Below are 14504 nucleotides of genomic sequence, written 5' to 3'. Positions count from 1 at the left end.
GGAACTGCATCCTGGCCGCCTCTTTGCTACAATCCGGATGGTGTTTGACAATCAGGCAAAGCACTCGCCTTCTTTCGCGAACGCATTACGCAGGTCCGGCTCCCGGCCGGCATAAGGAGCGCCGATATGAACCGCACCGCCCGCATGGTTGTGGCCGCCTTCCTCGCGACCGCCCTCACCCTCCCTTCCGATGCCCGCATTTGGTACGTCGCGAGCCAGTATAGCGGCGGATCGTCGTCCGGCGAAACCTGGCGGGAGCCATCGGGAAGCATCGGCGCCGTCCTCGCCAAGGCCGCGCCCGGTGACGAGGTCCACGTGGCTGCGGGGACCTACCGCGAGAAAGTCGTGCTCCCGGACGGCGTTAAGTTGCTCGGAGGTTACCCCGCGAACGGAGACACGTATGGCGACGGGGATATCCGGACCCTGGACGGCGCCACCGTCATCTGGGGCGGCGATATGTGGGGCGGAATCGGAGGCATCGCCGTCACCATCGCGACTGGAGCGGGGGCCGGAACCGTCCTGGACGGATTCACCGTCACCGCCGGGTATTCCCCGACGGAGGGTGGCGGCATCTTATGCAGGTCGGCTTCCCCTGTCATCAGCCGATGCATCGTAATGGGAAACTCGGCCACGTGGGGCGGTGGCATCGCATGCCTCGGCATCGGCGCGCCCCACCTCGTGGGTAACACCATTACCGGCAACACCGCTGCCTCAGGCGGCGGCGGGGTGTATGTGTCGGGGACGTTGGTGAAGATCGAGGGGAACGTCATCAGCGGGAACACGGCGCCGGCGGGGGCGGGCGTATACCTCGACGGTGGTTCAGGCGCCGATATCACGAGTTGCGTGCTGACCGGCAATACGGCGACCGGAAACGGCGGCGCCTGCCTGGCGGCCGACGGAGCCACCGGGAACGTGGCGAATAACACCATCACCCGAAACACAGCGGCGCAAGGCGGCGCGGCGGACCTGGCCGCGGGTATATCGGTGCGAAACAACATCATTGCCGGCAACTCATCCGGCATCCGCGCCTCGGGCGCAAGCCTCCTGGTGGAGCACAACTGCTTTCACGCCAACGGGCCATACGATGCGCTGGGCATCCCGAACGCCGTGGGCTCGAACGGCAATTTCAGCGCGGACCCCGGATTTGCCTTACTCCCTCCCGGCGATTTCCACCTGGCCGACAGTTCGCCATGCCGAAACGCAGGCGATGACTCCGCCGTGGCGCCGGGAGCCATCGACATCGACGGCAAGCCACGCGTCCAGGGCGCCCACGTGGACATAGGCGCCGACGAGACCAGCGCCCTGGTGATCCGAGTGGGTCAGGGCGGCGACGACGCGGCCGACGGGCTGACCTGGGCAACCGCGAAGAAGACGCTTCAGGCGGCTGTAAACGCAGCCGCAGCCACGGGTGGCGAGGTGTGGGTGCAAAAGGGCGTCTACGCGGAACACATCGTCCTGGCCCCCTCAGTGGCGCTGTATGGAGGCTTCAACGGCGCCGAGACCTTCCGCTCCCAGCGGGATGCCGCCTCGCGAGCGAGCGTCCTCGACGCGGGGCACACCGGTCCGGGAGTCGTGCTGGGCGATGCCGCGGGACCGGAAACGGTACTCGACGGATTCACCGTGCGCAATTCCGATCCGACAACCGTGATGAGCGATCCGCCTTACAGCGCGGTGTATGCGATGAACGCTTCTCCCGTAATCCGGAACAATACCTTTCTGGACAACCACGCCGGTGTGTACATCTACAAAGGTATCCCGGTTGTCGCCGGAAATCGTTTCGTCTCGAACCAGGCGTACGCCATCGGCTTCGATTCAGTCGAGACAGGCTGGGTCCTGTCCAACGTCATCCTCGGGTCCCTCGGCACCGGTATTGGCACGGGAGGAGGGGCGGTCCGGGTCAGCGGAAATGTCATCCGCGGCTGCGGACAGGGAGCGGGTCTCTATGGCGGTGTTGCGTTCGTGAACAACACCGTTTACGGGAACAAGGTGGGCATCAACTATACAGGCCCGAACCCGAACCCCATCGCCAACAATATCGTCGCGTTCAACGGTGTCTCATTCTCCGCGGTACCGGGCTCCCCGGCGCCCAGGTCCAACTGCATCTTCGGGAATATCGGCGTCAGCGACGCCGGAACGGCGCTGATCGGGCAGAACGGCAACATCGGCGTTGACCCTAAACTGGTTGCGGCGGCAGACGGCACGCTGCACCTCGCATCCGGCTCGCCCTGCATCGACAGCGGTGACACATCGCTCGTCCAGCCGAACGATATCGACGTAGACGGGTTGCCTCGTGTATACGGCTCCGGGGTGGATATCGGCGCGGACGAGTATGACGGCACGGTCTATGCTCCCTTGCCGGCGGCGGTTCAGCGGGTGAAGCCCGGCGGCGATGACGCCCTCGACGGGGCCACATGGCCGACCGCGAAGAAGAGCGTACAGGCGGCCATTGACGCGCTCAAGGCCACGGGCGGCGAAGTCTGGGTCCAGGCCGGCACATACTCCGAAAACCTGGAGCTCGGTTCCGGCATCTCGCTGTTCGGTGGCTTTGCAGGAAACGAGACGGCGCGGGAGGCACGGGACTGGCGGAGTAACGTCACGGTGCTCTCCGCCGCGATCGCGCAGACCGTCATCACGGTCCGGTACGGCAGCGGTGCGACCGCGGAGGTGGACGGCTTCACCATCCGGAACGGCCGGACCACCTGGGGAGACGGCGGACGCTGGGCGGGCGGCATCGACTGCGACGGCGTGGTCGCGTTTATACGCAACAATACGCTTGCCGCGAACGGCAGCGCCGCGGATGGGACCGCGTTCGTGGGCGGGGGAATACGCTGCGTGAACGCCGGCGCGGTCATCACCGGCAATACCATCACCGGGAACGTCATCACCCCTAACAGCACATCTTCGAGCAGCGGAGTCTATGTCGAGGCCCGCAGCCCGCTCTACCCGGTGTCCATCGCCAACAACGTGGTCGTCGGCAATTCCGGCGGTATGGGCGCCGTGTATCTGGACGGTTACGCCGGGGCGCCGACGTCGGTCGTTCGCAACAACACCATCGTCGCCAACTCTCCGGGCCAGAGGGGGGCGCTCGTCTTCCCATCCTCCGCAATCGTTTCCGGCAACATCGTGGCTTACAATGGCCGGGGCGTGGACCTGCCCACAACAGGCTCCACCCTCTTCCAGCGAAACGACGTGTTCGGCAACACCCAGTACGATTACCGCGGCGGCGCTGTGCCCGCGGGATCGGGCAACATCTCGGCGGACCCACGCCTGGCCGCCGTATACGGGAACGTCCATATCCAGCCGGACTCCCCGTGCCGGAATGAGGGAGATTCTTTGCTCGTGGCCTCGGGTGAGACCGATATGGACGGCCAGGCCCGCGCAGCGGACGGGCTGGTCGATATGGGTGCCGATGAGAGCGACGGTACTGTATACGCGGTCGCGCCGCTGGTGCTGCGTGTGAGCCCGGGCGGCGACGACGCCAATACGGGCGCATCGTGGAGCGCCGCCAAGCGGACGGTTCAGGCCGCCATCGACGCTGCCAAGGCGGCTTCGGGCGGTGAGGTGTGGGTCGCCGCCGGTTTGTACACGGAGTCGATCACTTTGCCGGCCTTCGTGTATCTCTACGGCGGATTCGCCGGCACGGAAACGGCCAGAGAGCAGCGGAACTGGCGCACGAACGCGAGTGTCCTGGACGGCGCCGGGCTGGGCCGCGTGGTGACGGTGACCGGGGGCTCGCGTTACGGCGCGATCGATGGGTTCACGATACGGAACGGCTCCATGTCGGGCGGCACGGGTGGGGGCATCTACTGCAGCGCTTCGTTCCCGGCCGTCTCCAACAACACGTTCATCGGCAACGTGGCGGCAACCGGCGGTGCGATCAGCCTCTACGGGGGCGAGGGCGGCACGGCGACCGTAACCAACAATACCTTCATCGGCAACGTGGCACTGAACACCGCGGGCGCCATCTGGTGCGTCAACGGTGCTTCGACGCTCATCAGTGGCTGCCGCTTCCAGGGGAACACCTCCCCCGAAGGCTCCGCGGTGAGGCTCAACACGCCGGGCAGCGCCATCCTGCGGAACAACACCTTCGCCGGCAACCAGGGCGCCGGAGGGGCCGTCACCCTGTCCGGTCCGATGACCCTGGAAAATAACATCGTAGCGTCCAACGCGTCCGGGATAGCGCTCCTTTCGGGCGGATCCGCCACGTTCCGCAACAACTGCGTGTTCGGCAACGGCTCCGCGGGCTTCAAAGGCGTTACGGACCCTACGGGCACTGACGGGAACATCAGCGCTGACCCGCGCCTCGCGGCGCCGGCTTTCGGCAACCTTCATATCCAGCCGGACTCACCGTGCGTCGATGCCGGCGGCGGCGCCGTTCCTCCCGAATCCACCGATATGGACGGCCAGCCTCGCGTGCAGGGCGCGCGCGTGGACATCGGCGCCGATGAGAGCGACGGGACGGCGTGGCCCGTCATGGCGCCTGCGATTGTGCGCGTTTCGGCTGCGGGCTCGGATTCCGCGGACGGCTCATCGTGGTCACTCGCGAAACGGTCGGTCCAAGCGGCGATTGAGGCCGCGGCCGTCGCGGGCGGCGAGGTCTGGGTTGCCGCTGGTACCTATCCGGAGCACATCACTCTGCGCCCGTTCACGTATGTCTATGGAGGCTTCTCGGGTGTTGAGACGGCGCGCGACGAGCGCCGCTGGGGGGTCAACCGCGCCGTGATCGACGGCGGCGGCACGGGACCCGTAGTGACGGCCCGTCAGGGCGCCGTATACACCACTGTGGATGGCTTCACGCTGCGGAACGGCAAGGGGCTGGACTACGGCGGCGGAGTGGTTGTCCGCTACTCTTCTCCCACGATCTCCCATAACATCATCACGTCGAACACCGCCAGTTATGGAGGCGGTGTGTGGGGCGTCAACGCCACGGGTGTGATCCGCGACAACCTGTTCTATTCAAACTCCGCGACAAACGCCGGCGGGGGGCTGTACCTGAGCGGCGGGAGCCCGCACCTGGCGAACAACACCATCGTGGACAACTCTACCGTCAATACCAATGCGACGGGCGGCGGCATCTATCTGTATGCAAGTACACCGGTGCTGGCGGGCAACATCATCGCGCACAACACATCAGGGCTCTGCGGTTCGCAGTCGACTCCTGTCTCCCGGAACAACTGCATCGCCCTGAATGGCACCGCGGATTTCTTCGGTATCACCGATTTCACCGGCGCCAACGGGAACATACGCCAAGATCCGCGACTGGCCGACCGGGCGACGGCCGACTACCGGCTTCTTCCGACGTCACGCTGCATCGATGCGGGCGGCGACTCCGATTCACCGGCCGGTGACCTCGACCTGGACGGCGGGCCGCGGAGCCGGTTTGCCCACGTGGACATTGGCGCGTATGAATCGGCCGTGGCGTTTCAGCCCGGAGTCCTTCCCATCGTTCGCGTGAGCCCAACGGGCAGCGATGCCAATACGGGAGCGTCGTGGGGCAGTCCCCTCCGCACTCTGGCGACCGCGCTGGATGTCGTCGCGCCCGACGGTGAGATATGGCTGGCCGCGGGCACCTATGTGGAACGAAATACGCTGTTGTCTTCAGTTGGTATCTATGGAGGCTTCGCCGGCACGGAGACCGAACGCGTCCAGCGGGACTTCGTCGCGAACGTCACGGTTTTCGACGGGGCGAAAGCCGGTTCCATGCTGGTCATCCCCGCGTCCAGCGGCGGCTCCATCATCGACGGTTTGACCTTTGCGAACGGCTCCGGGACGTGGGTGATAGGTTCGCCCTCCAGCTCGGGCTATCTCGGCGGCGCGGTCTATTGCGACGGCTCGGCGCCCGTCCTCCGCAACAACACGTTCCGGAACAACTTCGCCTACTGCGGCGGCGCGGTGGCGGGCATGAACGGCGCCTCGCCGGAGTTGCGCTCCAGCGTGTTCACGACCAATGGGGTCTACACCGACGGCGCCGCCGTCTATTTCGTGGGCGGTTCGCCGGTCATCGCGGACAATACGTTCACGGCCAACAAGGGGGACGGAACGACCTCCTCAACGAGAGGGCCGTTGTACTTCCAGGACTCCGCTCCGGTTGTCCGCGGCAACACCATCGCCGACAACACAGCTCCTGCGATCACGTGCATCAACAGCGCCGCGGTCATCGAGGCGAACACGGTAACCGGTAACAAGAGGACGTCCTTCTCAACCACATTGGGCGGCGGCATCTACTGCACCGGGGCCGCGGCGCCGACCATCCGCCGGAACCGCATCTCCGGCAATTCGGCATCGTCCGGAGGAGGGATCTATATCGCGAATCCGGCTCTGGTCGCCAACAATATCGTCACGGGGAACACGGCAACCACCGGCGGAGGCGTGACGGTGTACAGCCAGGCTGTGCAGCCCGGCCCGCTGCCCGTTATCCGCAACAACACCATCGTTGGCAACTCTGCCGGTTCCGGAAGCGCCGGCGGACTGCTCGTGTCTTCCGCCACTGTGGTCGTGGAGAACAACATCTTCGCCTGGGGAACCGGGTACGGCGTTGCGCTGAGCGGCATCAAGCCTGTGGCGACGGTGCGCAACAACCTGGTGTACGGGAACTCGGCCGCGGATTTCAGCGGGTTTCCCAGCCCCGCTCCGCTCGGCCGCGATGGCAACTTCAAAGCCGACCCGCTGTTCATCGACCGTGCCGGCGGCGACTACCACCTGCAGGCCGCGAGCCCCGCGCTGGACGGCGGCGCGGACGGCGGCATTACTCCGGGTGACGTCGATTTCGACGGTCAGCCGCGTCTCCGAGGCCTGCACGTGGACATCGGCGCCTATGAACTCCCGCTGACCCCGTATACGTTCAACGACGTGAAAACGGCGCTGCGGCTCGCTGCAGGGCTCGCCGGCTCCTCGACGACCAACCTTCAGCGCGTGAACATAGAATCCGTGGCGCCGTCCGGGGATCGCGTGACGATCCTGGACGCCCTTCGGCTGGTGCGAAAGGCTGCAGGACTCGAGCTGAACCCCTGAGTCACAACTTGCGGGGAATGAACGCCAGCCGAACGTGTGGAACGAAGCGGCGTCACTATGATTGAAGCCCTCCAGGCATAGTAGCTGGAGGGCTGTCTCGCCGGCGAAAAGCGGCGGCGTCACGCTCAATTCCATTCGATCTGGTGGGCCCTACTGGATTCGAACCAGTGACCTCTTCGGTGTGAAGATAACGGTCAGAGGGCCGCGTCTTCCGGCGCATTTTGTGCTCAATCTGAGCGTTTTGGTTACCTACCGGGCTGCCCCGGTGTCATATACAAAAGCGGTGCAACCTTCGTGATCTCCCTGACTCGCCGCCAGAGGCTTTGTCACCGCTTCTGTTGCTAAACTGTAGCGTGTTGTTGATTCCTGCGTCATCCTGACTGCAATTCTCATTCGGGGTCACCCGATGCGGGTTGCGATAACCTGGACCGGCGTCTGGCCTGCTTAGAATTGACCGGCGCCGGTCCAGGTTGCCTCCCGCCACTCCGGCGCAAGGAGTCTTGGGTTCTCCCGTGCTGCCCGCACGAGGAGCTTTCGATATCCACCAGGAACGATTCTCGACTGGTTCCGTAGAGCTGTTCGAGACGCCTGGCCAGACGGCGCGGCACGCCGGTGCGAACAGACTCGACGAACCGCAAATAGTCCGGGCTGACGCCAAGCAGGCGGGCTGCCTCCGCGAGCGTGAGGCCCGACTTGAGCCGAGCCGACCGTGCTTCCCTCATAACAGCCCTCCTTTGCGCCGATGCGTGATGCCGCCAGGAATGCCCGGCGAATGTATGAAGGCGCGATCCGTGAATTCTCGCTGATCCAAATCGCGCTCTCGAGAGACCATGTTTGATGTCTCGTTTCGAAGAGTCGGCCTGCACGCTGTTCGCTGGATTCGGGTTCGTCACCCCAGACCCGCCGGGCTACACTCAAGTTAGGGCGCCTCTGTTTCGCATCGTCCAGCGTCGGACGCGCAAGATGGGGTGCAGAAATCGCAAGTTGGAAATGCACGTACGCAGGGCCGGAGAAACATGGCCATGACAAGGTTCGACGAACTCAAGGGTCCGCTCCACTTCGGCCTGATGGGACCCTTCGATGTCGTCTCCGCCGCGGAGCGCGAAGACGACAGGGAGAAGGACGCTCAGACGATCGCCTCGCTCCGCAGGAGCGAAATCCGATGGGACACGTTGGCGTTACTATCATTGCGGGCGCAACGCCCTGTCGAGAGCGATGAATTGGCGAAACACCTCGGCAAGAAGCCGGGCGACCGCTGGAGAGCGCTGACACAACTCAAGATGGCGCTTGGGGAGAGGCGACTGGTCAGAACACCAGAAAGTGCGGTAACACTCGATCTGAGCGGCGACGAAGTGGATCTCCGCCGATTCAAGGACGACATTGCCCGCGCCGAACGAGGTGACCTAAGCAGCCTGGCGCAAGCCGTGGAGAGCTATCGGCCAATCCTGCTTGGGATTCGTGACGGTTGGGCGAGCAACGCTCGAGTTGAAGCACACAACCGCTTCATCGTCGGCTGCGGGCTATTCGTGGCCGCGATGGTGGCCGAAGGCGATTGCCAGCCAGCCCTTGCCTGCCTCCAACGGGCAGCGGAAAGAGAGTGGGAGCAGTGGGGCACTGAGACTCCGCCTCCGACGACGGCCAACGAATTGCTCGTTGATACGCTTTGCGCGCTTCACCGGTACTCCCAAGCGTCGCGCGCCTGTGAGAGCGCACAGCGGCGCTGGCCAAAATCCGCAAAAGCAGACACTATCACTCAGCTCGCGAGCGAGGTCGACTCGCGTCGAGAGACAGCCGAGCGGAGGCGAAACTCAGGCCGGGCCTACCTTCCGCCTGGCCTAGCGGGCTTTGTCGGAAGGACCAGTGAAGGGCTCAGGATCCAGTGGAACATGTGTCTCGACGGGCGGCGGCGGGTGACCCTCTGGGGGCCACCCGGCTCGGGCAAGACCGAACTGGCCATTCTGGCGTCGAACGAACTGATCCCGCAGTTTGAGGACGGCGTCTGGTTTGTCGACCTCTCCCAAGTTGGCTTCGAGGACGGCACGGGCCTCGACCTTGAGAACACCGTGGCGGAGGAAATCGCGTCGGCCGTGGGAATTCCGCTAGCGCTGGACGCCCCGCGGATTGATTCGCTCCGCGAGTACGCCCGTACACGAAACCTGCTGATTGTCCTCGACAACTGCGAACACGTCGTCGCGGCCTGCCGCACCGTCGCCAACGCGCTTCTGCCATGCACGGGCCTGTCTCTGCTCGCGACAAGCAGGTCGGCAGTCGGAATGCGCGATGAGGTGCCGGTCTACGTGCCAGGGCTGCCACTCCCACCAGATGGTTTGTGGCATAACCTCGCGGCTTTTCGCGATACGGAGGTCGTGCGCATCTTTGAGGGAGCCGCCGGCAAGGCGAACCTCTTGTTCCGGATCGAGGAGAGTGACGCCGAATCCGTCGACTCGATCTGTCGTGCCCTGGATGGGATTCCATACCTCACAGTTCTGGCCGGGTCGCTGGCAGGAACCCTGGGCTCAGCGGCCGAGATTTCGGCTCGGTGGGATGAGTGGTTTGATATGCTCTCTCCGCGGCACCGAGGCGGGCGAGGTCACCAGGCATCCCTCGACCAGATGCTCTCCTGGAGCTACGAGCTTCTGGCCGACGAACCCGAAGCGCAGGCGCTCTTGCGCCGGGTTTCGTTCTTCGCGTCTGACTGGACCCTGGCGGACGCAGAGGCGGTCTGCGGAGACGGGACAAGTGCGCAATCCCCGCCGGACCGCGGGGCGATTGGATCGCGGCCCATAGCCCGTCTGCTTGCGAGGCTGGTCGAAGCGTCGCTGGTCCAGCAGCACGGGACTGCGACGGATGGGCGCTTCCGACTCCTTTCCTATGTCCGCGAGTTCGCCCGCCGGCGCCTGAGGCCCGACCACGACGACACGGCGGAGGCGGAACTCGTGAGGCGGCGCCATTTTGAGCACGTCTGCCACGCAGTCGAGGGAGAGTATGGCGGAGCCCAGGCGGCGCGATATGACTCTGGACTGGAGCGCGTCAGCCGGCTATATCCAGACATCCGCGTCGCGCTGGCGTGGCCGAAACCAGCCGAGTTCCGACTCGCTCAGGTACAGCTCGTGGCCTCCTTGTCCGGCTTCTGGTCTGTGAGGGGGTGGCTGGATGAGGGTCGGGCCCAGTTGAGATCGGCCCTCCGGCAGGCGGAAGGGCTGGAAGGATCCAAGCCCTTGGCCAAGGCCTACAACTGCCTCGGCGTACTTGCGTTCATTTCCCACGACTATCGCGAGGCTCGGATCTCGTACCTCCGGGCGCTTCGCATTGCCCGAATGCTCTCCCTGGAAGGGATAGCTGCCTCCTCCCTCGGGAACCTCGGCGTTCTCGCGGATACGCGCGGGCGTAGTCGGCTTTCCCGACGCTACCACGAAGCCTGCCTGTCCCTGCGTCTGAAGATCGGGGGCGCCGGCGGGATCGCAGCGGCGCTGAACAACCTCGCCAGGCAGGAGTCCAATCTGGGCAACTTCGACGGCGCCAGGACGTACGGAGTCTCGGCACTTGAGTACTACCGTGAGGCGGGTGACGAGGCGGGAGTGGCAACCGCAAGCAACAACCTGGCGGTCTATCTCATGCGCTCGGGGGACCTGGATGGGTGCCAAGCACTGCTGAGCGACGCGCTAACACGGCGCTACAACGCCGGGGATGAGCGCGGAGTCGCGGCTGTATTTGAGAACCTTGCCTCCCTGGCTGCCGAACGGCGCAGTGGGTATCGATCCGCATGGCTGTTCGGTGCCGCGGACAGGCTTCGCGCGAAAATCGGCGTGCCGGTTCCCGATTCGGACCTTCCTGATCAGGAATCGTCAGTGGCGAAGGCCAAGGAGGCTACCGGTATACAGGCCTTTGCTGCGGCGTTTGCTGCCGGTGCAGCGAGACCGCTTGACGAGGCGGTAAGGGATGCGCTGACAGACGACGCGTAGCCTGGACCGTCTGTCTTGGGCGATCCAAGCGCGCGTGTCGAAATGGTCGGGACGAAAGAAGGGCGCCCCGGAAGCTCGGGGCGCCAGTGTGCTCGCGTCAGCCGGCAGTGGCAGCCGGAGCGGTGGGATTGGGTGCCGGGGACGGCGGAACGTCCCTCGCGATTGCCGGCAGGACGACGAAATGCCGCGGGTAGAGCCGGGCGTAGTACTCGTGGCCCGGGAGGTGCGCGTACTCCGCCGCCGGCGTCGTCACCGTCAGTTCGACCGCGCGGCCGCGAAGGAGCTCCGTCTCCGCCTGGCCGTCGCTGATTGGCAGTTCTCCGTCGCCGGGTTCTCCCGCGGCAGCCTCGCGTGCCTCGCGGGCGCTGACTAGCGGCTCGTCGCCGGCTCCGGGTTCTCTCGCGGCGGGCTCGTCTCGGCGGCTGGTGGGTGCCAGCATTGAGGGATAGGCCGGATCGCGGCTGATGGAGTACGGCTTGTCTGCGGCGAGGGCAACGAGGATGTCTTTCCATCGGCCACAGCACACGGTGGCAACCGTCAGGATCTTCGCCTGCCCGGAGGGCGCGTCCCTCTTGCCGCGCCTGTGCGCCGGTTCCGCAACGAAGACGATCTCGATCACCGCGACGGTGACCGATCCGTCGCCTCCCTTTCGGAAGGCCTCCTCCCATAGCATCGTGCGACCTCCTTTCACCTTCGAATGGCAATGCCAGGGCAAGTTCAGTACAACAGAAAGCGCACCGGCGCGCCAGTAGCGCTGAGCGACGGCCAGTTGCCGCGGCGCAACGTCTGTTGCACCCCAGGTACCGCCGACGTACGCTGTCCCGGTAAGAGCACCGGCCCTCGGGCCGCAATCCCCGCTCTTTGACAAGGAGACAGCGTATGAAACAGGGACGCCCGCTGCCCGAACTGGCAGCGGAACTCGAACGACAGGCCAACGCCAAGCAGGACTACCTGGCCGAAGCGGAGGCGATGTGCCTCAGAAGCAACGGCGTGAGCCGCCTGGTCCTCGACGAGGCCGGACAGGACTACCAGCTGGCCGAGATCGCTCACGGACAGATCGCCGACTATCTCGGCATTCCCAAGGCCTTCTACGACAGGCTGCGGGGTGAGACCAGTACCCTCAGGATCCCCGTCGACGGCGTGAATGGCCACGACGATCTGCGAGGTAGCTACGAAGAACCGGACACCCCGCTCTTTGACGTGATGGTCAACACCCTGATGATGGGGAAGGGGACCGAACGGCGCCTCGTGCGGACATTGGACGGGAAGGCCCGCGCCTTTCTCTCTGACAGCTTTAATCCCGATATCGACAACATCGACGTCTTCACCGTCGTGGCCAGGATCCTCCTGGAAGCCGGACTTTCCCCCGAGACCGTCGTATCGTGCGAGGTGACGGAGCGCCGGCTCTACCTGAAGGTGATAAGCCCGGCGCTGGAGGCCATCATCCGGTTGGGAAACGGCAACGGCTACCTGAAGGAGCCGCAGGTCGTGCGGGCCGGGTTCGTCCTGATGAACAGCGAGGTGGGCTTGGGCTCCCTCATCGTCCAGCAGTACGTCTGCGTGCTCGTCTGCACCAACGGCCTGATTCGGGAGGACGCCTACCGTCAGCGCCACCTCGGAAAGACCCTCCAGTCCGACGAGGACGGCGGTATCTACCGCTCCGACACCCGCGTCGCCGACGCCAGGGCCCGGCTTCTCAAGCTCAGGGACCACATCGCCGACGCCCTGGACGAAACCCGATTCCGGGAGTTCACGGCGCGTATGCAGGAATCCACGGAGGTCAGGATCACGGGAAGTGTCGAGAAGGGCGTCGAGGCAACGGCCCGGAGGTTCGGCCTGATCCAGCACGAGAAGGACGCCGTCCTTAGGAACCTGATCGAGGGCGCGGACCTCAGCATGTGGGGCCTCAGTAACGCCGTCACCGCCGCTGCTTCTACGCTTAAAGACTACGACCGCGCCACTGAACTCGAAGCGATTGGCGGCCGGATCCTCAGCCTCACTCCCTCCGAAGCACGCGACATTCTCGCGGCCTGATCCCATACCGCTCGCTCTGATTGGAGGGACCAGCATGGAGCGCATTGTCGCCGTGGTGCGCGAGCACCTGGCCGACTACCCCTTACAGCTCTACGACATCATGCTGGCCTGCATCGAAGACCAGGGCCTCGCCGCCGTGCTCGATGCAATCGGCGAAGTCCACGGAAACGCCGGCCAGCGCTACTTCAGAATTGTCCACAGGAAACGGATCCCCTATGGCAGATCAGACAGCGACGCAGAGCCCCGGCCTGAAACGGCCAAAGTCCGCAAAGGCCGTGGCGCTTCCACGGACGTGCCTGTGCGGGCACACCGACGAACGGCACGAAAACGACACGAAAAGGAACCAGTTGGCGTGCACCGAGCAAGGGTGCGGATGCCTGCGGTTCCGCGAGTATGAGGAATTGGAGGAATAGCAAGATGGCATTTGACGTGAGGAAACACCTCATCAGGGTGCAGGGCGGCCGGGAGTACCTGCCGGTCGCGTTCCGTCTGGTGTGGTTCCGTGAGGAACACCCGGACTTCGGCATCGATACCCAGGTCGTCGAACTCGACCTGCAGCGCGGTATTGCTGTCTTCTCCGCAGCGGTTACCAACGAGCAGGGCCGGCTCCTGGCCGCCGGCGTGAAGATGGAGAGCGCCGCGAACTTCGCAGACTTCGTGGAGAAGGCGTCCACCGGCGCAATCGGCCGGGCACTCGGCGTGCTCGGATACGGCACCCAGTTTGCCCCCGAGTTTGACGAGGGCGAGCGGCTAGTCGACGCCCCGCGTGCGAACGGCAACGGCTATCGCGCTGAGCGGTCCGAATCCAATGGCAGCACCGAGTGCGACCAGTGCGGCCGGTTCCTTACCAAGGGACAGCGCGACCTGAGCGTTGCCAAGTTCGGGCGACCTCTCTGCCCGAAGCATCAGCAGCAGGCGGTGGCGGCGTGATGCCGGTATCGCAAGGAGAAGCAAAATGGCGAACACGAATGATATGACGCCGATCTCCGCCGTTCTGGAGGGACTGCCTCTTCCGGCGGCGGTGAAGTCGGTGCCGATAGCGCTCCACAGGGCGCTCAGCGAGACGGGCAGGCTCGACACGAGAATCCTTGGCCTCGAACGCGAATACGCCGTCCGCTGTGCCTACATCGCGGCAGACGTAGTCGACCGGCGCGGCTCGGACAACAAGCCCTTGGCCACGAACGACATGGCACGGAAGGCCCTTATCGAGCAGGAGATCGCCGAGGATTCCGAATGCCAGCGGCTCCTGACCGAACTGTCGGGCCTGAAGCGCGAGCGCTCCGCCGTCCAGGCTGACTCCGAGGTCCTGCGAGTGAGCGCCCGCCTGGTGGCGGCTGCGGCGGAGGTCGACCGCGGCTGACTACGCATGCGCGAATGACGCATCGCGCCCGGCAAGGTGCAAGACGGTGCGTCCACGACGTACTTCCCGAGGGGGCGGCCGCGCGCCGTCCCCTGTCTTTTCCTTTCAGAATTCAAGACCATCATCGGGACGCGTGC

7 protein-coding genes are annotated in these 14504 nt (G+C 64.9%); 6 read left to right on the top strand and 1 reads right to left on the bottom strand.

Annotation, left to right across the window (positions count from 1 at the left end):
* Window positions 1-126: 126 nt before the first annotated feature.
* Both VGM51_02525 and VGM51_02520 read left to right on the top strand, forming a co-directional pair.
* Window positions 127-7011, top strand: a complete 6885-nt coding sequence (locus tag VGM51_02525) for a right-handed parallel beta-helix repeat-containing protein (protein ID HEY3411911.1) — start codon at window positions 127-129, stop codon at window positions 7009-7011.
* Between the two features lie 1022 nt (window positions 7012-8033).
* Window positions 8034-10973: a tetratricopeptide repeat protein gene (locus tag VGM51_02520; protein ID HEY3411910.1), complete on the top strand. Its 2940-nt coding sequence runs from the start codon at window positions 8034-8036 to the stop codon at window positions 10971-10973.
* Window positions 10974-11070: 97 nt separating this feature from the next.
* Here the strand turns inward: VGM51_02520 and VGM51_02515 are convergent, their stop codons facing one another.
* Window positions 11071-11646 carry a hypothetical protein gene (locus VGM51_02515; protein ID HEY3411909.1) on the bottom strand — a complete coding sequence of 192 codons (576 nt, stop codon included), beginning with the start codon at window positions 11644-11646 and terminating at the stop codon, window positions 11071-11073.
* Between the two features lie 206 nt (window positions 11647-11852).
* Here VGM51_02515 and VGM51_02510 point away from each other — a divergent pair, with 206 nt between their 5' ends.
* From VGM51_02510 to VGM51_02495, 4 genes are read left to right on the top strand one after another with little or no spacing between them, the layout of a single operon-like run.
* Window positions 11853-13007: a DUF932 domain-containing protein gene (locus tag VGM51_02510; GenBank protein ID HEY3411908.1), complete on the top strand. Its 1155-nt coding sequence runs from the start codon at window positions 11853-11855 to the stop codon at window positions 13005-13007.
* Window positions 13008-13041: 34 nt separating this feature from the next.
* Window positions 13042-13404 carry a hypothetical protein gene (locus VGM51_02505; protein HEY3411907.1) on the top strand — a complete coding sequence of 121 codons (363 nt, stop codon included), beginning with the start codon at window positions 13042-13044 and terminating at the stop codon, window positions 13402-13404.
* A 20-nt stretch (window positions 13405-13424) separates the two neighbouring features.
* Window positions 13425-13937, top strand: coding sequence for a hypothetical protein (locus VGM51_02500; GenBank protein ID HEY3411906.1), 513 nt, complete (start codon window positions 13425-13427; stop codon window positions 13935-13937).
* A gap of 25 nt (window positions 13938-13962) precedes the next feature.
* Window positions 13963-14367, top strand: a complete 405-nt coding sequence (locus VGM51_02495; GenBank protein HEY3411905.1) for a hypothetical protein — start codon at window positions 13963-13965, stop codon at window positions 14365-14367.
* Window positions 14368-14504 lie beyond the last annotated feature (137 nt).

The sequence above is a fragment of the Armatimonadota bacterium genome (genome assembly GCA_036504095.1).
In the GTDB taxonomy this organism is placed as follows: domain Bacteria; phylum Armatimonadota; class DTGP01; order JAKQQT01; family JAKQQT01; genus DASXUL01.
Note: the sequence above shows the minus strand (reverse complement) of the source record. Positions and strands in the feature narration are given on the sequence as shown.